Genomic DNA, 18,400 nt, shown 5'->3' on the forward strand with positions numbered 1-18,400 from the left:
CGGTCGGCAGATCGGGCTCTTCAGATGGTGTTTCACGAGGAAGAAACAACCCCCGATCCGGGTCCAGGACGGCCGTTGCACACACCCGACCCACAGCTTGCGCACAGGTCTCCCACAGCTGGGCTGCGGGGTTGACTACGATCAACCCACAGCCGGCCCACAACCTGCGCACAACAGGTCCACAGCCGGATCACCGCCCATCCACAGGCTTCTCAACAGGGTTGTCCACAGCGCGGGCGGCGACAATCGCGCCCCATGGCCACCCAGAAATCCCAATACGTCTGCTCCGAATGCGGCGCCACGAGCGCCAAGTGGCTGGGCCGCTGCCCGTCCTGCAGTGCCTGGAACACCCTGGTCGAGACCGCCGCCGAGCCCACGGGCGGCAAGAACCGCTTCCAGGCGCTGGCCCGCAGCCAGCCCGTCGCCACCCTGTCCGAGATCGAGGCCCGCGACTTCGAGCGCACCCCCACCTCGCTGGAGGAACTGGACCGCGTGCTGGGCGGCGGCATCGTTACCGGCGGCGTGGTGCTGATCGGCGGCGACCCGGGCATCGGCAAGTCCACGCTGCTGCTGCAGGCGGTCGACGCGCTGTCCCGCCAGATGAAGGTCCTCTACGTCACCGGCGAGGAATCCGGCGCGCAGGTCGCGATGCGCGCCCGGCGCCTGAGCCTGGACGGCTCCCAGGTGCGCGTGCTGGCCGAGATCGGCCTGGAGAAAATCCTCGCCACGATCGAGGTCGAGAAACCCGACTTCTGCGTCATCGACTCCATCCAGACCATGTACTCCGAGCAGCTGTCCTCGGCGCCGGGCTCGGTCGCGCAGGTCCGCGAATGCGCCGCGCAGCTGACCCGCACCGCCAAGTCGGGCGGCTGCGCGATGGTGCTGGTCGGCCACGTGACCAAGGAGGGCGCGCTGGCCGGGCCACGCGTGCTGGAGCACATCGTCGACACCGTCCTCTACTTCGAGGGCGACACCCACAGCAGCTACCGGCTGGTCCGCGCGATCAAGAACCGCTTCGGCGCGGTCAACGAGATCGGCGTCTTCGCGATGACCGAGAAGGGCCTGAAGGGCGTCACCAATCCGAGCGCGATCTTCCTGTCCACGCACGGCGAGCCGGTGCCCGGCTCCTGCGTGCTGGTCACGCTGGAAGGCACGCGGCCGCTGCTGGTGGAGCTGCAGGCGCTGGTCGACGGCGGCGGCCCCAGCCCGCGCCGGCTGTCGGTGGGCCTGGAGCGCGACCGCCTCGCCATGCTGCTGGCGGTGCTGCACCGGCACGCGGGCGTGGCGACCATGGACCAGGACGTCTTCGTCAACGCCGTCGGCGGCGTGCGCATCAGCGAGCCGGCGGCCGACCTGGCCGTGCTGCTCGCCATCCAGAGCTCGCTGCGCGGCAAGCCGCTGCCCAAGGGCTTCTTCGCCTTCGGGGAAGTCGGTCTGGCCGGCGAGGTGCGGCCCGCGCCGCGCGGCCAGGAACGGCTGAAGGAAGCCGCCAAGCTGGGCTTCTCGATCGCGGTCGTGCCGCAGGCCAACGCACCCAAGAAGCCTATCGACGGCCTGACCGTTCACCCGGTCGCCCGCATCGAGGACGCCATCGAGATCCTGCGCGGGTTGTGACGTCGGCGGCGTCGGGAACGATGTCGGCGCCGGCGTCGGGATCCACGACGCCGGCATCCGCAATCGCCACACCCGCCGCCGACGCGGCCCGACGACAATCGCGGGTTCGGCTCCATCCCTCCGGGATCCGGCCCTACCCCCTTCGGAGTTCCCCCGCATGAACCGCCTAGTCGGCATCCTTCTCGCCATTGCCGCCATCGTCGTCGGCATCTATTACTTCGGCTGGAAGGGCGCCATCCTGGGCACTTCCGCCGTCATCTTCTATCTGCTGCTGCAGTTCTCGCAGCTGATGCGCGTCATGCGCACGGCCCAGAAGTCGCCGCTGGGCCACGTCTCCAGCGCGATCATGCTGAACTCGAAGCTGCACGCCGGCATGAAGCTGATCGACCTGATCCGCCTGTGCAAGTCGCTGGGCGTGAAGGTCCAGGAGAACACCTACCGCTGGACCGACACCGGCGGCGACGCGGTGGACGTGGTCATGGAAAACAGCGTGGTCACGCGATGGACGCTGGTCCGCGCCCCGGAGCCCGCATCGGCGCCCCCCGCCGACACACCGGCCGCATAAAATCCCCGACTTCGCAGCGCCGCGGTCCGTCCGCGGCGGCAGAACCGCAAAAGGAAGACCCATGTCCCTGGACGATCGCGACGGCAAGATCTGGATGGACGGCGAGCTGGTGGACTGGCGCGACGCCAAGATCCACGTGCTGACCCACACCCTGCACTACGGTTGCGGCGCCTTCGAGGGCGTGCGGGCCTACCCGACCGACAAGGGCACTGCGATCTTCCGGCTGCGCGAGCACACCGAGCGCCTGTTCAACAGCGCCAAGATCCTGCGCATGAAGATCCCGTTCTCGATCGAGCAGGTCGAGGAAGCGCAGAAGGCGGTCGTCCGCGAGAACAAGCTGGCCAGCGGCTACCTGCGTCCGCTGACCTGGATCGGCAGCGAGAAGCTGGGCGTCAGCCCCAAGGGCAACAAGATCCACCTGATGGTCGCCGCCTGGGCCTGGGGCGCCTACCTGGGCGAGGAAGGCCTCAAGCGCGGCATCCGCGTCAAGACCAGCAGCTATACCCGCCACCACGTCAACATCACGATGACGCAGGCCAAGACGGTGTCCAACTACACCAACTCGATCCTGGCCAACATGGAAGCGACCGAGGACGGCTACGACGAGGCGCTGCTGCTGGACGCCTCGGGCTTCGTGTCCGAGGGCGCGGGCGAGAACCTCTTCATCATCAAGAACGGCGTCGTCTACACGCCCGACCTGTCGGCGGGCGCGCTCAACGGCATCACCCGCAACACCATCTTCGCGATCTGCGAGGACCTGGGCCTGAAGCTGGTCGAGAAGCGCATCACCCGCGACGAGGTCTACATTTCGGACGAGGCCTTCTTCACCGGCACCGCCGCCGAAGTGACGCCCATCCGCGAGCTGGACCGCATCGAACTGGGCAGCGGCAGCCGCGGCCCGATCACCGAGAAGATCCAGTCGGCCTTCTTCGACATCGTCAACGGCCGCAATCCCAAGTACGCCCACTGGCTGAGCGTGGTCTGACCGGCCCGGTCTCCGCCGCCTTTTCTGCCGTCGTACCGCAACGGGTCGCCAGCCTCCGCAAGCCTTCAAGAACAAGATCATGAGCGCCAACACCACCACGCCCAAGGCCACCGTCGAAGTCACCGCCCAGGACCTGCAAGGTCCCGGCGTCGTCTTCTGCCCGAATCCCAAGATGCCGCTGTGGAGCAACCACCCGCGCGTCTTCATCGACCTGAGCCACACCGGCGAAGGCGCCTGCCCGTACTGCGGCACGCTGTACAAGCTGAAGGCCGGCGAGCACCTGCCCTCCGGTCACTGAGCCACGACGGCCGGCCGCCCCGCGACCGGCCTTCCCGCTCCCTTGAACAAGGAACGAGCCCCATGGTGCGCAAGCCTCAGACCGCCCTGCTGCTGGCCTCTCCCGAGGACACCGAAGCGCAGTTCTACGAGGCCCTGCAGGCCGGCGACCTGGAACGGCTGATGGCCGTCTGGGGCGACGAGGACGAGGTCTGCTGCGTGCATCCGGGCGGGCCGCGTGTCGTCGGCGCGGCGGCGATCCGGGCGAGCTTCGAGCAGATCTTCGCCAGAGGTGCTATCCCCGTGCATCCGGAGTGCCAGCGCAAGCTGGTCAACGGCGAGACGGCGATCCACCAGGTGCTCGAGCGCGTCGAGATCACCGACGAGGACGGCGTGCAGAGCGCGTGGGTCGTCGCGACGAATGTCTACCTGAAGACGGCGCTGGGCTGGCGCATGGTCGCGCACCATGCCAGTCCGGGCACCTCGCAGGACGTGAAGCAGGAGCTGGCCATCGTGTCCGCCGGCGCGCCCACGACGCTGCATTGAGAGGGTTGTCCATGCAGTACCAGGCACCTCCCTGGTTGCCCGGAGGCCATGCCCAGACGATCTGGCCCGTGCTGTTCTCGCGGCGCTACGAAGGCCCCCCGCCGCAGTTCCGGCGCGAACGCTGGTTGACGCCCGACGGTGACTTCGTGGACGTCGAACATCTGGTCGATCCCGCCGCGACGCCCTCGACGGATCCTGCGGCGTCTCCGGCCGGACGGCCCTTGCTCGTGCTCTTCCACGGTCTCGAAGGCTCGGTCGAGAGCCAGTACGTGCAGGCCTTCGCCGCAGTTGCGCAGCATCGCGGCTGGGCCTTCGCGATGCCCTACTTCCGAGGGTGCTCGGGCGAGCTCAACCTCGCGCCGCGCGCGTATCACTCGGGCGATTACCTCGAGATCGGCTGGATGCTGGAGCAGCTGCGCGCCTCGCATCGCGGTCCGATGATCGCCGTCGGCATCTCGCTCGGCGGGAACGCCCTGCTGCGCTGGGCGCAGGAGGCCGGCGAGAGCGCCGCATCGACGGTCCAGGCCGTGTGCTCGGTCTGTTCTCCGGTCGACCTGACGGCCGCCGGCCACGCGATCGGCAAGGGCTTCAACAAGCTGGTCTACACGCGCATGTTCCTGAAGACCATGATGCCCAAGGCCATGAACAAGCTGAAGCAGCATCCCGGCCTCTTCGATGCCGAGCGGATGCGGCGCGTGCGCAACCTCTACGAGTTCGACAACATCTTCACCGGCCCGGTGCACGGCTTCCGGGACGTCGACGATTACTGGCTGCGCGCGTCGGCCAAGCCGCACCTGGCGCGGATCCGCATCCCGGCGCTGGTGCTGAACGCGCGCAACGATCCCTTCGTGCCGGCACACAGCCTGCCGGAGCAGAGCCATGTCGGCGCGCATGTGACGCTGTGGCAGCCGCGCGAGGGCGGGCATGTCGGTTTCCCGTCGGGCCGGCCGCCCGGCCACGTGCGCACGATGCCGGAGCGCGTGACCGACTGGCTGGCGACGCGGCTCTGAGCCGCACGGAAAGGATTCGCATGGATGCCATCGTCGAAGCGGCACTGAAGAAGTGGCCCAACGTGCCGCACTGCTACGGCTGGCTGGCGCTGGACGCGCGAGGCGACTGGTACATGCGCGACGAGCGCATCCAGGCCGCCGGCCCGTTTCCGACGGTGAAGGGCAGCCGCATCGTGCACGACAAGCTGATCGGCTTCATCGATCGCAACTACGCCTCGGACGATCAGGGGGCCTGGTTCTTCCAGAACGGGCCGCAACGGGTCTACGTGCAACTCGAACTTGCCCCCTGGATCTGGCGCCTGCAACCGGACGGTCGCGTGCTGAGTCACACCGGACGCGAAGTGCAGGTCGCCGCTGCGGTGCTGGACGAGCAGGATCGGCTGTTCCTGGAGACCGATCTGGGCTTGGGCCTGGTCCATACGCAGGACATGGGCCCCGCGGCGGATACGCTCGAAGCCGGCCAGTGGACGATGTCGAACGCCACGCATGCCGAGCTCATCGCCCGTCACGGGGTGGTGCTGGCGCCTGTCGACCCGAGGGGGAACCTGGGCAAGACCTGACCCTGGCGAAGCGGCCCGGTCCACCGATCCCCATGAAAAAGCCGACCCATGGGTCGGCTTTCGTGTCTCCGGAGCGCGCGGCTCGTTCGGCGGCTGTTTACTGCGAAGCGCCAGAGGCGGGCGCGGCAGGTGCCGAAGCGCCTGCATCGGCGCCCGAGGCGGCCGCGGCGGGGAGCTTGGGGTCGTCGAACTTGGCGCCGCCCTGGTTGGCCATGTAGACGACGGCGCGGGAGATCTCGAAGTCGCTGAAGTCGCCGCCGCCTTGCGGGCCCATGTTGCCCTTGCCCTTGAGGGCGGAGTGCACGAGGGTGTCGAAGCCGGACTTCAGGCGCGGGCCCCAGGCGTCATGGTCGCCGAGCTTGGGGGCGCCGGCCGCGCCGGTGGCGTGGCAGGCCGAGCACTGGGCCTGGAAGACCTGTTCGCCGGACTTCATGGCGGCGGGGTTGCTCAGGTCCTTGAGCTCGATCGAGCCCACGGGCTGGATGCGGGCGGCGACGGCCTCGGCCTCGAGGCCGGAGCCCCCGGCGCCGGGCTTGATCTCGCTGGACACGTAGTTCGCGAGCATCACGATGATCACGATCGGAATGACGAAGGCGAAGAAGACGGCAACGATCAGTTGCTTGGGGGTCTTGATCGGGCCCTCGTGGGCGTCGTGTCCTTCGGCGTGCGTGTCCTGGGCGTTGGCGTGGTCCTGGGTTCCGCTCATGAATTCCTCGTGGATCGAATCGAATCGGATACAGCAGAAGCGAGGGCAGTATAGCCAGCCCCCTGTCGCCCCACCCTGGGGCTTTCGTCAAGGTCGGCACGTCTGTGGGGCAGGTGTTGCGCGAGGGTCGCGCAGGTGTTCGCGGTGGTGCCGTTTTGACGGGAAGCGTGTGCTTGGCTCGGGGAGCCTCAGAACGAGGCTAGAATGCCCGCTTCCCGCGGCGACCGTGGTGAAGTGGATATCATTGGGCCCTCCGAAGGCTTAGTCGCAAGTTCGATTCTTGCCGGTCGCACCAGAATCACGAGAAGCCGGTTGTCACGAGAGTGGCAACCGGCTTCTTTCATTCCGGCCCGGCATGGCGCTGGGTCAGCGGTCAGAATCGCGCCATGCGCCTCCTCATTCTCGGCGGCACCGTCTTTCTCGGTCGCCACGTCATCGATGCCGCGCTGGCGCGCGGTCACACGGTCTCGATGCTGAATCGCGGGCGGCACGGCCCGGGTCTGTTCCCCGAGGTCGAACGCCTCATCGGTGATCGCGACGGCGACATGAGCGCGCTGCGCGGTCGTGCGTTCGATGCGGTGATCGATTGCAGCGCGTTCAACCCCGCGCAGGTCGAGCGCACCGTCGCCGCGCTCGACACGGGGACGCCGCATGTGGTGCTCGTGTCCTCGATCTCGGCGTACGGCGTGTTCCCGCCGCATCGCGTCTTCGACGAATCGACGCCCCTCGCTGAAGGCAACGAAGGGTACGGGCCATTGAAAGCCCGGGCTGAAGAGGCGCTCGCCCGCGCCCTGCCCGGCCGGCAGGCGGTCGTGAGGCCCGGATTGATCGTCGGACCGCATGACCCGACGGGTCGATTCACCTATTGGCCGACACGCGTCGCCCGCGGCGGCGAGATCCTCGCCCCCGGACGGCCGGAGCGGCCTGTGCAGGTCATCGATGTGCGCGACCTCGCCGCGTTCTGCGTGACGCTTGCGGAGTCGCGCACGACCGGCACGTTCAACGCCGTCGGCCCTCGTCTACCCATGAAGGAATTGCTGGACGCCTGCGTGCAGGCCGTACCGGGCAGCGACGCCCGCTTCAGCTGGAAGCCGGACGCCATGCTGCTTGTGCTCGGCGTGGCGCCGTGGACCGGGCTGCCTCTCTGGCTGCCCGAAGAGGATCCGGCGGTCGGAGGCATGCTGCTCGGTGACGCCTCCCGCGCGACGGCAGCGGGCCTCACGACCCGAGCCATCCAGGAAACGGCGGCCGACACGCTCGCCTGGGCAATAACCCCGCGTGAACCGGACTGGGACGCCAGCAAGCTCGTCGCCACGCTGGCGCCGGAGCGCGAGGCCGAGATCCTCGCCGGCCGTTCCGCCACCGACCGCCCGAGCGGCCCGGGCGGCGCCGGCCACCTCAGGTCCACCTGATCAATCCAGCCTGAACACCGCGATCGCCGAAGAGCCGCTTCGCCCTCGAGCACCAGAGGTGGGCGATCGTCAGATCCGCGGCGTCAACCGCACTTGAGGGATCGGCTTGAGCGAGCCCACATCCAGCGTGCGTGCCTGCCCTGACAGCTTGCGCGGGGTGGCGGCGCCCAGTTCGTCCAGACCGGTGAGGAAACGCGCCGCCTCGGCCCGCAGCCCCGAGGAACGCTGGTAGCGCGCATCGGTGGCGAGCAGCACCAGCCAATCGGCCGGCGTTCGCGCGTCCGTTTTCCCGCCGGGGCCGGGGCCAGTCCTTGCCGCCGCCCCCATCGCTGTCCCCATCGCCATCCCCATTGCCGAGGCCAGCCCGACCGTCGCCGGCTGCATCACGCCGAGAAAGGTCGTCAGCCGTGCGCGCCGGTGGCTGTCCCAGCCCGCGCCGCCTTCGGCCCCCGCCGGATGGAAGCGCGCGATCAGGCGTTGTGCCGCCATCCCGCCGGCCTCCGCCAGCGCGGCGATCGTGCCGGCGGGCATCGTCAGGTTCAGCCCGCCCTCGTCAGGCTTCTGGCTGATCTGGACGATGCGGTCGCGGAAGCCCGGTGTCGGGAACAGGATCTCGTCGCGCCAGTTCTGCATGGTGCCCACGATGCTCCACAGGAAACCGGCCAGTGCCGCCAGCGGTGTCTTCTCTCGTGCGCCCGGCGCCTGCCGCTCCCAGTCGTCGACCAGATCGGGTTCCGGCCAGTAGCGCAGGCGACCGCCGCGATCGTCCTCGGGCAGGTAGATCCGTCCGCCGTCGTTGCCCGGATGCTCGGGTCGGATGACGTGGTCCGGATGCGGGCGCTTCAGATTCACCGCAAAGGTGGGATGCCGCGGCAGCATCGCGTCGAACAGGTGCAGCGGCATGTTGCTGCCGATGCCACCGTCGGAGAACCAGATCCGCGTCGCCCGCAGGCGCAGGCGGCGGCGCTCCTCGGCTGTCGCGGCGGCGCGGACGGCCGTCTGCGTGCGCTGGTTGGCCGTGCGCGACCAGTCCACCGCATACAGCGGCACCGCCGACAGCAGCAGCGGGAAGCTCAGGCTCATGCGGATCGCCACCACCACGGGCAGGTCGCCGTGGCGCGGCAGCGGACGCAACTCGCGACCCTGGGCGCTCTCGATCACCGGACCGTCGTGGCCGCCGCTGAAAGGCGCCGCCAGGGCCGCCATCACCGCCTGCGGAAACAGCCGCGACCATTCCAGCGGGTCGTAATAGAACATCGGTGTTCCGGGTCGGAACGGGATGCTGTAGACCATCTGCTGGCTGACCGCGCTGGTGATCACCTCCAGGTTGATCCGGCGCGTCGCCGGGTCCGGTCCCCACAGATCGCCGAAGCTCAGCGGCGGTCCGTCGACGCTCTTCCCCGCGAGTTCGTTGAAGTAGACGTGGAGCCAGTCGGTGAGCGCGGTCTGCTCACCCGACGCGCCCGACCCGCCTGATCCGCCCGGCCCGCCTGACCCGCCAGGCTTTCCAGGCCGACCAGCTCCGCCCTGCTCCGGTTGCGTCAGACCGCTGCACAGCCCGTAGCCGTTGTCCTTGAGCCCGCGCAGCAGGCTGCGGGTGAAGAGCGCCAGCACCGTCCCGACCAGCGCCGCTGTCACCAGCGCAACGATGATCGCCAGCCCCATGACCGCGAGCAGCTTCTGCCACGGTCCGGTAGTCGCATCGGAGGCGAGCAGTCGGAAGTACGGCACCAGCAGCGCCACGCCGACGCCGGTGATCGCCAAGGCCGCGGCACCGTGCATCGCCACCATCCCGCCGAGGACCGATGCCGCCGCCGCACCCGCCGGTTTGCCGAGCGCCCGCGTCAGGACCTCGAAATGGCGTCGCAGCGCCGGGACCGGCTGGAAGAGAGTCAATAGCCGGCTGCGGCCGGTGCCAGGTCTTGCGCCCGGCAGTGGGTCTCCGAGCTCCTCCGGCAGTCGGGCCAGGCGTTCGAACGCGCCGGCATGGCCGCGCTGGCGGCCGAGTTCCGCCGCGGCGCTGGCCCCGGCCGCGATCGCGCCCGCCGACGTCCCGCCGATGTTCTTGAACCGGTAGCGATCGGAGAGCCCGGCCACCAGCCGCGGATAGATCACCCCGCTGGTGACGCCGCCCTTCATGACGAGGTCGCAATGACTGACCCCTTCCGTCTCCGACTGCTGCATGTCGTCGCCCTCCATGACGCCTGATTCTCAGGGTCCGGGCGACAACCGCTGTCAGGATCTTTCCTGCTCGGCGTCTCGCACCCTGCCGTCGCGCAGCATCACGCGGTGATCGCCGAAGCGCGCCAGGTCCTCGGGGTCGTGCGTGATCATCAGCATCGGCATGCCGATGCGCTCCAGCAGCGTGTCGAGTTCCGTCCGCATGCGGCCGCGCAGCTCAGGATCCAGCGCGGAGAACGGCTCGTCGAGCAGCAGCGCGCGCGGCTCGTTCACCAGCGCGCGGGCCAGCGCGGTGCGCTGGCGCTGGCCGCCGGACAGCTGGTGCGGCCGCTGCTGCGCCACGCGTTCCAGCTCGAAAGCCTGGATCCAGCGATCGACCGCCTCGCCGCCCTCATGGCGCGACGGATTCAGCCATCCGCGCTTCAGCGCGAAGGCGATGTTCTGCCGCACCGTCAGCTGCGGAAACAGCGCGTAGTCCTGGAACAGGTAGCCGAGACGCCGCTCGCGGGCGGGCACGTCGATGCGCGACCCGCTGTCGAAGACCGGATGGCCGTCGACGTAGATCGTGCCCTCGTCGGGTTTCAGCAGCCCGGCGATCGCCTGCAGCGTCAGGCTCTTGCCGGCGCCCGACGGGCCGTAGATCACCGTGCGGCGCGCGTCGGTGCTGAAGGCGACATCGAGCTCGAAACGACGACCGCCGCCCTCGACCTGCTTGCGGATGCGGACCTCGAAGCTCATGTCGTGCTCCTCGGGCCGGCCAACCGGCCCGCGGCCAGCAGCACCACGATGCAGGTCAGCGACACGATCAGCACCAGCAGGTTGGCCGTGTCGTCCTGACCGGCCTGCACCGCCTCGTAGACGGCGACCGACAGCGTCTGGGTCTTGCCCGGGATGCTGCCGGCGACCATCAAGGTTGCGCCGAACTCGCCCAGCGCGCGGGCGAAGGCCAGCAGCACGCCCGCCAGCACGCCGCGCCAGGCCATCGGCAGCGTCACGCGGAAGAACAGCGCCCATTCGTTGAGTCCCAGCACCCGACCGGCGCGCTCCAGCTGCGGATCGACGCCCTCGAACGCGGCGCGCGCGGACTTCATGACCAGCGGGAAGGCGACGATGGTCGCCGCGATCACCGCGCCCTGCCAGGTGAAGATCAGGTTGACGCCGAAGGTGTCCCACAGCCAGGCGCCCAGCCAGCCGCGCTTGCCGATGACGACCAGCAGGTAATAGCCGAGCACCGTCGGCGGCAGCACCATCGGCAGCGTCAGCACGGCGTCGAGCAGCTCCCGGCCCGGGAAACGCAGCCGTGCGAGCGCGAAGCCGGCGGCGACGCCGAGCACCAGGTTGAGCGCCGTCGCCCAACCGGCGACCTTCAGCGACAGCGCGAGCGCGATCCAGGCGGATTCCATGCGATGTCGTGGCTCAGTCGCGGCCGATGTTCAGACGGCTGTGGGCCGCTGGGCGGGCAACGATCAAGGCTTCTGGAAGCCGAATTTGGCCAGCACTGCCTGACCTGGTGCCGAGGCGACGAAGTCCAGGAACTGCTTGCCGCCGTCGGCGTTCGTGCCGCCGTTGGTGACGGCGATGGGATACGAGATCGGCGTTTCGGTCGGCACGCTGAACAGGATGCGGACCTTGTCCTTCATCACGAAGGCGTCGGTCGCGTAGACGAAACCGGCCTCGGTCTCGCCGCGCGCGACGTAGTCCAGCGCCTGGCGCACGTTCTGCGCGAAGACGGCCTTGGGTTCGAGGGCGGTCCACAGGTTGGCTTTCTCCAGCGCGGCCTTCGCGTAGCGGCCGGCCGGCACGCCTTCCGGCCTGCCGATGGCGATGCGCTTGACGGTGGGCTGCTGCAGCTCGGCCAGCGACTTCACCGGCACGCCGTTCTGCGCCGGCGTGATCACCACCAGCGCGTTGCTGACGAAGTTGCGGCGCGAGCCGTCGACCAGCAGCTTCTGCTGCTGGGCCTTGTCCATGGTTTCCTGGTCGGCGGAGGCGAAGACGTCGACCGGAGCGCCCTTGGCGATCTGTGCGAGCAGCGCGTCCGAAGCGGCGAAGTTGAATTGCACCTTGGTCCCGGGATGCGCTGCTTCAAAGGCCGGGGCCAGTTCCTTGAACGCGTTGGTCAGGCTGGCGGCGGCGGAGACGGTCACGTCGGCGGCGTGCGCGATCCCGGTGGCCAACAGTGCGAGGGTCAGCGCGGCGGCGCGGCGGGCGATCAGGATGGGGCGAATCGAGCGCATGGCGAGTCCCTCGAAGGGTGGACACGAAGAGGAGGCTCGCAATATATCCCAGGATATTGCGCGATCCGAACACCTCGGTGTCTCGACGCCGGCGGCGCCGGTGCCCCTTGGAGCGAATTCCGAGCGGCGAGGAGGAGATTGAGCGGAAAGGGGCACCGGCGCTGCCGGCGTCCGCGCTGCCTTCAGGAGTCGAGGAGCTTCAGAAGCTGCTTGATCTCGGGTTTGCAGGCTTGTAGCGCCGTCTCCTCGATCTGCCGATAGAGCGAGATCAGCGCCCGTCCAGAATCGGTGAGTGCGCTCCCGCCGCCCTTCGCACCGCCGGCGGCGGTGGCGACGGCGGGTTGCTTGAGGGCGCGGTTGGTTTCATCGATGAGCAGCCACGCGCGGCGATAGGACATGTCCAGCGACTTCGCTGCTGCGGTGATGGAGCCGGTCGCATCGAGCGCCTCCAGCAAAGCGATCTTGCCCGGCCCGATGGCGATGACGTCACCGACGGTGACGCGCATGCGGAGCTTGAGCGCGGGCTTGAGCGCGGGTTTGAGCGCCGGCTGGGGCGTGGCGGGAGCGGGAGTCGATCGGGCAACCATGCGCGCATTACACCCGATGCCGGGGTGCGCGCTGCACTCCTCGCGTCTCAGTCCGCCAACCGCCAGCACCCTCGCCCGGCCGACTTCGCGGCGTAAAGCGCATCGTCCGCGCGGCCCAGCAGCGCCACATCGCTTTCCGCCCCGCCGTCATGGCAGGCGATGCCGATGCTGGTCGACAGCTGGAGCTCTCGGCCTTGCAAGGTCAGCGGCACTTTCACCACCTCCAGCACCTTCTCAGCGACCAGCGTCGCCGCCTGCGGCTCGTGCAGATTTTCCAGGATCAGCACGAACTCGTCGCCCGCCAGCCGGCAGAGCTGGTCGGTCTCGCGGATCGCCCCGCGCACGCGGTCGGCGAAGGCGCGCAGCACCACATCCCCGGCCGCATGGCCCAGCGTGTCGTTGATCGCCTTGAAGTGGTCCAGGTCCATGAACATCAGCGCCATCGTCCGCTGGTTGCGCCGCGTGCGCGCGATCGACTCGGAGAGGCGGGACTCGAACTGGCGCCGGTTCGGCAAGCCGGTCAGCGGGTCGACGCGGCTGAGCTGGTCCAGCTCACGCTCGACCTGCTTGAACGGCGTGATGTCGGTCGCCAGCGTGTAGACGCCTGCCACGCTGCCGTCGGGGCGCAGGTCGGGCACGTACTCGGCGAGCATGTCGCGCGCGACGCCGTTGGTCTCCGAGCGCGTCTCGAAGCGCTGCCGCACGCCCGCCAGGGCCCCCTTCAGGAACGGCAGCCGCTGCGCATGCAGCACCGGGCCGATCACCTCCAGCAGCGGCCGGCCCAACGCGGCGTCCGGCTCCATGCCCAGCCAGGTCCGGAAAGTCGCGTTGAGGAACTGCAGCCGCTCCTCCGCGTCGATGTAGGAGATCAGCACCGGCAGGTTGTCCGCGATGGTGCGCAGGCGGCGCTCGCTCGATTCCTGGAGCTGCAGCGCCTCATGCAGCTCCAGCGTCCGCGCCTGGACGCGCAGCTCCAGCGACGCGTTGAGCTCAGCGAGCGAGCGGTCCTGCTCGGCCTGCCGGTGCGCCAGGTCGTTCAGCGCGTGCGACAGCATCGCGGCCTCGCGGTAGCCGCCGACGCTGGGAAGCGCGTCCTCGCTCAGGTGGCGCCGCTGTGCGATGGCGTTGGCCAGTTCGTTCAGCGGGCGGCTCATGCGACGCGCCAGCCACCAGCTCAGCGGCACCGCCGCCGCCAGCAGCAGGATGGCGCTGAGGATGATCTGACGGCGCAGCCCGTAATAGTCCGACAGCGCCACCGCCACCGGCTGCCGTACCAGCACGGTCCACCCCAGGCCGGGGTAGAGGCCGTAACCCTGGCTCGGCACACTGACGGCGAAATAGTCGACGCCATCGGCTTCGTGATGTCGCAGACCCTGGCCGTGCTCGTCGCCGATCGGCATCTTCTTGCCCTCGAGGTCCGACGGTCCCAGGATCACCAAGCCGTCCTTGCCCAGGACCAGCGCGTCGGCCTGATGGGACGACATCGTCGCGTCGATCAGCTCGCTCTTGATCTGGCGCGCCCAGCCCCAGCTCAGATGCACGCCGAAGACGCCCTGCAGCTGCCCGCGCTGATCCAGCAGCGGGATCGCGAAATCGACGAAGCGCCAGGGCTCGTTCTGGCGCGGCAGCAGCTTTTCCAGCAGCAAGGCCGCGTGCACGTCGCCGACGAAGGGCTGACCGCCCTTCGCGCCTTGCCACCACGGTCGCTTGGAGACGTCGACGCCGTCCAGCAGCCCGCCGGCCGCGGCCAGCACCTTGCCCTGACCGTCGGTCACGCCCAGCCACGCGAAATGGTCGAAACCGATCTGCACCTGGTCCAGCGCGCGCCGCATCGCCTCGGGATCGTCGAAGCGGCGGAAGGGTTCCAGCTGCGCCAGTACCCGCACTTCCTTGAACTGCTGCGCCATGCCGCGGTCCAGTGCGTCGCGGAAATCGACCGCGACCTGCCGCAGCGACTCGACCGCGCGGCGCTCCGCATGGGCGCGGGCGAAGTTTTCGATCAGCAGGGCGGAGATCAGCAGCGCCGCCGCCACGGCCGCCAGCACCATGGCCGTCAGCCAGCGGCCGAGCGATGCGCGCGAGCCGCGCGGCGGGACGAAGCCGTCGGCGCCCGCGCAGTTCGCGCCGTTCGCGCCGTTCGCGTTGTTGGGGTTGCCGGGGGCCGGAGGAGGCGACAGGACCTGGGTGTTGTCATGCATCGCGGCAGTTGTAGCGAGAGCGGCGCGCGTATGCAACACGGGATAGTGCCACTGCACCAGCGCCGGGCGATCACCGACCCTGCGTGGGCACCGCCGCGGGGCGGACGTCGCAGGCGCACCAGAATCGATCATGCTGGGGGCCTGTTCCGCCCGTCCGCCGGACGGGGGTGGGCACGGCGCTTGCAACCTGCCCCTCCCGACCGCCATCCGGAGGCGGTCCGTCCCTGGAGACCTCATGCATGCGCTGACCCTTCCGGCCGCTGGCCACTACGACGAGATGCTGCTGCAAAGCGGCGCGATCCGGCCCAGCTACCAGGCCTTCGCGGACTGGCTTCACGCGCAGACGCCCGACGCCCTGGCCAAGAAACGGTCCGAGGCCGACCTGCTCTTCCACAAGGTCGGCATCACCTTCGCCGTCTACGGCGACGAGGCCGGCGCCGAACGCCTGATCCCCTTCGACACCGTGCCCCGCATCGTCCCCGCCGACGACTGGCGCATGCTGGAGCGCGGCCTGCGCCAGCGCGTCACCGCGCTCAACCGCTTCCTGTGGGACATCTACCACGACCATGAGATCGTGAAGGCCGGCCTGATCCCCGCCGAGCAGGTCTTCGCCAACGCGCAGTACCAGCCGGCGATGCAGGGCCTGGACCTGCCGCTGGGCGTGTACGCCCACATCACCGGGGTCGACCTGATCCGACATTCCGACGGCGGTTATTACGTGCTCGAGGACAACTTGCGGGTCCCCTCCGGCGTCAGCTACATGCTGGAGAACCGCAAGATGATGATGCGGCTCTTCCCGGAGCTGTTCGCGAAGTACTCGATCGCGCCGGTCGCGCACTACCCGGCGCTGCTGCTGAACACCTTGCGCCAGGCCAGCCTGGCGGACAACCCGACCGTGGTGGTGCTGACGCCGGGACCGTTCAACTCGGCCTATTTCGAGCACGCCTTCCTCGCCCAGCAGATGGGCGTGGAGCTGGTCGAGGGCCAGGACCTGTTCGTCAAGGACGGCTTCGTCTTCATGCGGACCACCGTGGGACCGAAGCGCGTCGACGTCATCTACCGCCGCATCGACGACGCCTTCCTCGACCCGCTGGCCTTCCGGTCCGACTCCATGCTGGGCGTCCCGGGGCTGCTGTCGGTCTACAAGCAGGGTCACGTGGTGCTGGCCAACGCGGTCGGCACCGGCGTCGCCGACGACAAGTCCATCTACCCCTACGTGCCGGACATGGTCCGCTTCTACCTGGGCGAGGAGCCCATCCTGCACAACGTGCCGACCTGGCAGTGCCGCAAGCCGCAGGACCTGGACCACGTGCTGAACAACATGGCCGAGCTGGTGGTGAAGGAAGTGCATGGCGCCGGCGGCTACGGGATGCTGGTCGGACCGGCCTCGACGGCGGCGGAGGTCGCGGACTTCAAGGAACGCGTGAAAGCCAATCCCTCGAACTACATCGCCCAGCCCACGCTGTGCCTGTCGAGCTGCCCGACCTTCGTCGAGCGCGGCATCGCGCCGCGCCACATCGATCTGCGGCCCTTCGTGCTCTCGGGGCGCGAAGTGAACATGGTCGCCGGCGGCCTGACGCGCGTGGCGCTGAAGGCGGGCTCGCTGGTCGTGAACTCGTCGCAGGGCGGCGGGACCAAAGACACCTGGATCCTGGAGAACTGACATGCTGTCCCGTACCGCCGCACAGCTCTACTGGATGAGCCGTTACATGGAGCGCGCCGAGAACCTGGTGCGCATGCTCGACGTCACGCATTCGCTGTCGCTGCTGCCGCAGTCGCGCGGCGCCGCGACGGAACTTGCCGCGCCGCTGGCCGTGACCGGCACGTTGGAAGCCTACCAGGCGCGCCATCCGCGTCTGAGCGCGGAGCAGCTCTTCCGCTTCATGGGGATCGACCTGGAGAACCCGGCCTCGGTGCTGTCCTGCATCCGGCAGGCGCGCGAGAACGCGCACGCCGTGCGCGGCCAGATCACCGCCGAGATGTGGGAAGCCATCAACACCAGCTGGCTGGAGGCCCGTGAGCTCGCGCGAAAAGGCGTGGCCGAGCCCTCGTCGTTCTTCGACTGGGTCAAGGAGCGCTCCCACCTGTTCCGCGGCGCGACCTATGGAACGCTGCAGCGCAACGACGCCTACTGCTTCATCCGGCTGGGCACCTTCGTCGAACGCGCGGACAACACCGCGCGGCTGCTGGATGTGAAGTCGCAGCTGATCGCGCCGGCGGTGGACACGCTCGCGCCAGTCGACGCGCCGAGCGAGAGCGCGCCCGACTTCTATGCGTGGAACGCGCTGCTGCGCTCGCTGTCGGCCTTCGAGGCGTACCACGCGGCCTATCGCGACAGCCTCAACGGCCGGCGGGTGACGGAGCTGCTGATCCTGCGGCCGGACGTGCCGCGCTCGCTGCGCGCCTGCTGCGACGAGATCCGCATGGTGCTGCCGCAGATCGAGGCGCGCGGCGGCGACGAGGACGCGGGGCGCAAGGTCAAGCAGAGCGCCGGCCGGCTGGCGCTGCGGCTGGAGTATGGTGCGGTGGACGAGATCCTCGACCAGGGACTGCACCCCTGGCTGACGGGCTTCCTGCAGGACTCGGCCCGGCTGGGCCGCGACATCCAGCAGGCCTACTTCGAGGCGCAGTGAAACCAGGGACAGCGCCATGCATCTGCACATCTCGCACGAAACCGTCTACGGCTACGACTCACCGGTGGCGCGCAGCACCCAGTACCTGCGGCTGACGCCACGGCCCGCGCGCGGCCTGCGCGTGCTGCATTGGCAGCTGGAACTGCCCTCGCCCGCCAGCGCCTGCAAGGACGCCTTCGGCAACACGATGCATGTGCTGAGCCTGGACGGTCCGCGGCGCGACATCGTGTTGCGCGCGATCGGCGAGGTCGACACCGACGATGCGCCGCCCACGCCGGACCCTGAAGAGGAGCTGCCCTCCCCGCTGTTCCTGCGGGACAGCGCGCTGACGCGCGCGGACGAACGGCTGCGACAGTTCGCGGGCGGTTTCGCGGAGGCGGCGAAGGCCGATGCGCACGGCGCGCTGCTCGCGATGATGGCGGCCATCGGCGAACGCATGCCCTACGTGCGAGGCTACACCGACGCGGCAACGCCCGCGGCGGAGGCCTTCGAGACCGGCCACGGCGTGTGCCAGGACCATGCGCAGGTCTTCGTCTGCTGCGCGCGATTGCTGGGTCTGCCGGCGCGTTACGTGTCAGGGTACCTGGCGACGGACTTCGAGCATGTGGCCAGCCACGCCTGGGCGGAGGTGCGCCTGCCCGCGGCTGGCGACGCGGGCCCCGCGCACGGCATGGCGGGCGGCTGGCTGGGTTACGACATCAGCAACCAGTGTCTGGCGGACGGGCGTTACGTGAAGCTGGCGACCGGTGCGGACTACCTGGACGCCTGCCCGGTGCGCGGTGTCCGAACAGGCGGCGGCCTGGAAACGATGCGGGCGGAAGTGCTCGTGAAGCCCGGCACGTCCGACCAGCAATGAGCGTGCACCACGACGGCGCGCTGCAAGCCTGATG

Annotated in this window: 18 protein-coding genes and 1 tRNA gene; 12 read left to right on the top strand and 7 right to left on the bottom strand. The window is 69.2% G+C overall.

The window, feature by feature from the left end:
- Positions 1-255: 255 nt before the first annotated feature.
- The 7 genes from radA (at position 256) to PV762_RS13630 (ending at position 5,556) form a co-directional block, all read left to right on the top strand.
- Complete coding sequence (gene radA / locus PV762_RS13600; protein WP_088405690.1) at positions 256-1,614, top strand: DNA repair protein RadA; 1,359 nt, start codon at positions 256-258, stop codon at positions 1,612-1,614.
- Positions 1,615-1,771: 157 nt separating this feature from the next.
- Positions 1,772-2,179: a hypothetical protein gene (locus tag PV762_RS13605; RefSeq protein ID WP_421035542.1), complete on the top strand. Its 408-nt coding sequence runs from the start codon at positions 1,772-1,774 to the stop codon at positions 2,177-2,179.
- Between the two features lie 61 nt (positions 2,180-2,240).
- Positions 2,241-3,164: a branched-chain amino acid transaminase gene (locus PV762_RS13610; RefSeq protein WP_421035543.1), complete on the top strand. Its 924-nt coding sequence runs from the start codon at positions 2,241-2,243 to the stop codon at positions 3,162-3,164.
- A 79-nt stretch (positions 3,165-3,243) separates the two neighbouring features.
- Positions 3,244-3,462, top strand: coding sequence for a zinc-finger domain-containing protein (locus PV762_RS13615; RefSeq protein WP_067279675.1), 219 nt, complete (start codon positions 3,244-3,246; stop codon positions 3,460-3,462).
- A gap of 62 nt (positions 3,463-3,524) precedes the next feature.
- A complete protein-coding gene (locus PV762_RS13620) occupies positions 3,525-3,986 on the top strand; it encodes a YybH family protein (RefSeq protein WP_088405687.1) in 462 nt (153 codons plus the stop codon).
- 11 nt (positions 3,987-3,997) lie between these two features.
- The gene (locus PV762_RS13625) at positions 3,998-4,996 is read left to right on the top strand and encodes a YheT family hydrolase (RefSeq protein WP_421035544.1); all 999 of its coding nucleotides are present in this window, start codon (positions 3,998-4,000) and stop codon (positions 4,994-4,996) included.
- 20 nt (positions 4,997-5,016) lie between these two features.
- The gene (locus tag PV762_RS13630; protein WP_421035545.1) at positions 5,017-5,556 is read left to right on the top strand and encodes a DUF2946 family protein; all 540 of its coding nucleotides are present in this window, start codon (positions 5,017-5,019) and stop codon (positions 5,554-5,556) included.
- A 97-nt stretch (positions 5,557-5,653) separates the two neighbouring features.
- On the opposite strand, the gene PV762_RS13635 is transcribed toward PV762_RS13630, so the two are convergent.
- Positions 5,654-6,262, bottom strand: coding sequence for a c-type cytochrome (locus PV762_RS13635; protein WP_421035546.1), 609 nt, complete (start codon positions 6,260-6,262; stop codon positions 5,654-5,656).
- Between the two features lie 220 nt (positions 6,263-6,482).
- On the opposite strand from PV762_RS13635, the gene PV762_RS13640 reads away from it, so the two are divergent.
- A tRNA-Arg gene (locus PV762_RS13640) sits at positions 6,483-6,557 on the top strand.
- Positions 6,558-6,585: 28 nt separating this feature from the next.
- Positions 6,586-7,674 carry an NAD-dependent epimerase/dehydratase family protein gene (locus tag PV762_RS13645; protein ID WP_421035547.1) on the top strand — a complete coding sequence of 363 codons (1,089 nt, stop codon included), beginning with the start codon at positions 6,586-6,588 and terminating at the stop codon, positions 7,672-7,674.
- 69 nt (positions 7,675-7,743) lie between these two features.
- Here the strand turns inward: PV762_RS13645 and PV762_RS13650 are convergent, their stop codons facing one another.
- The 6 genes from PV762_RS13650 to PV762_RS13675 form a co-directional block, all read right to left on the bottom strand.
- The gene (locus PV762_RS13650; protein ID WP_421035548.1) at positions 7,744-9,873 is read right to left on the bottom strand and encodes a hypothetical protein; all 2,130 of its coding nucleotides are present in this window, start codon (positions 9,871-9,873) and stop codon (positions 7,744-7,746) included.
- Positions 9,874-9,909: 36 nt separating this feature from the next.
- Positions 9,910-10,593 carry a sulfate/molybdate ABC transporter ATP-binding protein gene (locus tag PV762_RS13655; protein ID WP_421035549.1) on the bottom strand — a complete coding sequence of 228 codons (684 nt, stop codon included), beginning with the start codon at positions 10,591-10,593 and terminating at the stop codon, positions 9,910-9,912.
- Positions 10,590-11,258 (bottom strand): molybdate ABC transporter permease subunit, encoded by a 669-nt coding sequence (gene modB / locus PV762_RS13660; RefSeq protein WP_421035550.1) that lies wholly within the window; start codon positions 11,256-11,258, stop codon positions 10,590-10,592. Before modB ends, PV762_RS13655 begins: the two co-directional genes overlap by 4 nt.
- A gap of 63 nt (positions 11,259-11,321) precedes the next feature.
- Positions 11,322-12,092, bottom strand: coding sequence for a molybdate ABC transporter substrate-binding protein (gene modA, locus PV762_RS13665; RefSeq protein ID WP_421035551.1), 771 nt, complete (start codon positions 12,090-12,092; stop codon positions 11,322-11,324).
- Positions 12,093-12,274: 182 nt separating this feature from the next.
- Positions 12,275-12,598: a winged helix-turn-helix domain-containing protein gene (locus PV762_RS13670; RefSeq protein ID WP_421035552.1), complete on the bottom strand. Its 324-nt coding sequence runs from the start codon at positions 12,596-12,598 to the stop codon at positions 12,275-12,277.
- Between the two features lie 128 nt (positions 12,599-12,726).
- The gene (locus tag PV762_RS13675; protein WP_421035553.1) at positions 12,727-14,877 is read right to left on the bottom strand and encodes a diguanylate cyclase domain-containing protein; all 2,151 of its coding nucleotides are present in this window, start codon (positions 14,875-14,877) and stop codon (positions 12,727-12,729) included.
- Positions 14,878-15,112: 235 nt separating this feature from the next.
- Here PV762_RS13675 and PV762_RS13680 point away from each other — a divergent pair, with 235 nt between their 5' ends.
- The 3 genes from PV762_RS13680 to PV762_RS13690 are packed head-to-tail and all read left to right on the top strand — an operon-like array spanning position 15,113 to position 18,366.
- Entirely contained in the window at positions 15,113-16,540 is a 1,428-nt protein-coding gene (locus PV762_RS13680; protein ID WP_421035554.1) for a circularly permuted type 2 ATP-grasp protein, read from the top strand.
- A 1-nt stretch (position 16,541) separates the two neighbouring features.
- Positions 16,542-17,510: an alpha-E domain-containing protein gene (locus PV762_RS13685; RefSeq protein WP_421035555.1), complete on the top strand. Its 969-nt coding sequence runs from the start codon at positions 16,542-16,544 to the stop codon at positions 17,508-17,510.
- Positions 17,511-17,526: 16 nt separating this feature from the next.
- A complete protein-coding gene (locus PV762_RS13690) occupies positions 17,527-18,366 on the top strand; it encodes a transglutaminase family protein (protein WP_421035556.1) in 840 nt (279 codons plus the stop codon).
- The last annotated feature ends 34 nt before the right edge of the window (positions 18,367-18,400 follow it).

The sequence above is a fragment of the Mitsuaria sp. CC2 genome (assembly GCF_048957715.1).
Classification (GTDB): Bacteria; Pseudomonadota; Gammaproteobacteria; order Burkholderiales; family Burkholderiaceae_C; genus Roseateles.

Bases quoted from the DNA above. Each gene is read 5' to 3' on its own strand.
- radA (WP_088405690.1), top strand. From the start codon at position 256: ATGGCCACCCAGAAATCCCAATACGTCTGCTCCGAATGCGGCGCCACG.
- PV762_RS13605 (WP_421035542.1), top strand. From the start codon at position 1,772: ATGAACCGCCTAGTCGGCATCCTTCTCGCCATTGCCGCCATCGTCGTC.
- PV762_RS13610 (WP_421035543.1), top strand. From the start codon at position 2,241: ATGTCCCTGGACGATCGCGACGGCAAGATCTGGATGGACGGCGAGCTG.
- PV762_RS13615 (WP_067279675.1), top strand. From the start codon at position 3,244: ATGAGCGCCAACACCACCACGCCCAAGGCCACCGTCGAAGTCACCGCC.
- PV762_RS13620 (WP_088405687.1), top strand. From the start codon at position 3,525: ATGGTGCGCAAGCCTCAGACCGCCCTGCTGCTGGCCTCTCCCGAGGAC.
- PV762_RS13625 (WP_421035544.1), top strand. From the start codon at position 3,998: ATGCAGTACCAGGCACCTCCCTGGTTGCCCGGAGGCCATGCCCAGACG.
- PV762_RS13630 (WP_421035545.1), top strand. From the start codon at position 5,017: ATGGATGCCATCGTCGAAGCGGCACTGAAGAAGTGGCCCAACGTGCCG.
- PV762_RS13635 (WP_421035546.1), bottom strand. From the start codon at position 6,262: ATGAGCGGAACCCAGGACCACGCCAACGCCCAGGACACGCACGCCGAA.
- PV762_RS13650 (WP_421035548.1), bottom strand. From the start codon at position 9,873: ATGGAGGGCGACGACATGCAGCAGTCGGAGACGGAAGGGGTCAGTCAT.
- PV762_RS13655 (WP_421035549.1), bottom strand. From the start codon at position 10,593: ATGAGCTTCGAGGTCCGCATCCGCAAGCAGGTCGAGGGCGGCGGTCGT.
- modB (WP_421035550.1), bottom strand. From the start codon at position 11,258: ATGGAATCCGCCTGGATCGCGCTCGCGCTGTCGCTGAAGGTCGCCGGT.
- modA (WP_421035551.1), bottom strand. From the start codon at position 12,092: ATGCGCTCGATTCGCCCCATCCTGATCGCCCGCCGCGCCGCCGCGCTG.
- PV762_RS13670 (WP_421035552.1), bottom strand. From the start codon at position 12,598: ATGCGCGTCACCGTCGGTGACGTCATCGCCATCGGGCCGGGCAAGATC.
- PV762_RS13675 (WP_421035553.1), bottom strand. From the start codon at position 14,877: ATGCATGACAACACCCAGGTCCTGTCGCCTCCTCCGGCCCCCGGCAAC.
- PV762_RS13680 (WP_421035554.1), top strand. From the start codon at position 15,113: ATGCATGCGCTGACCCTTCCGGCCGCTGGCCACTACGACGAGATGCTG.
- PV762_RS13685 (WP_421035555.1), top strand. From the start codon at position 16,542: ATGCTGTCCCGTACCGCCGCACAGCTCTACTGGATGAGCCGTTACATG.
- PV762_RS13690 (WP_421035556.1), top strand. From the start codon at position 17,527: ATGCATCTGCACATCTCGCACGAAACCGTCTACGGCTACGACTCACCG.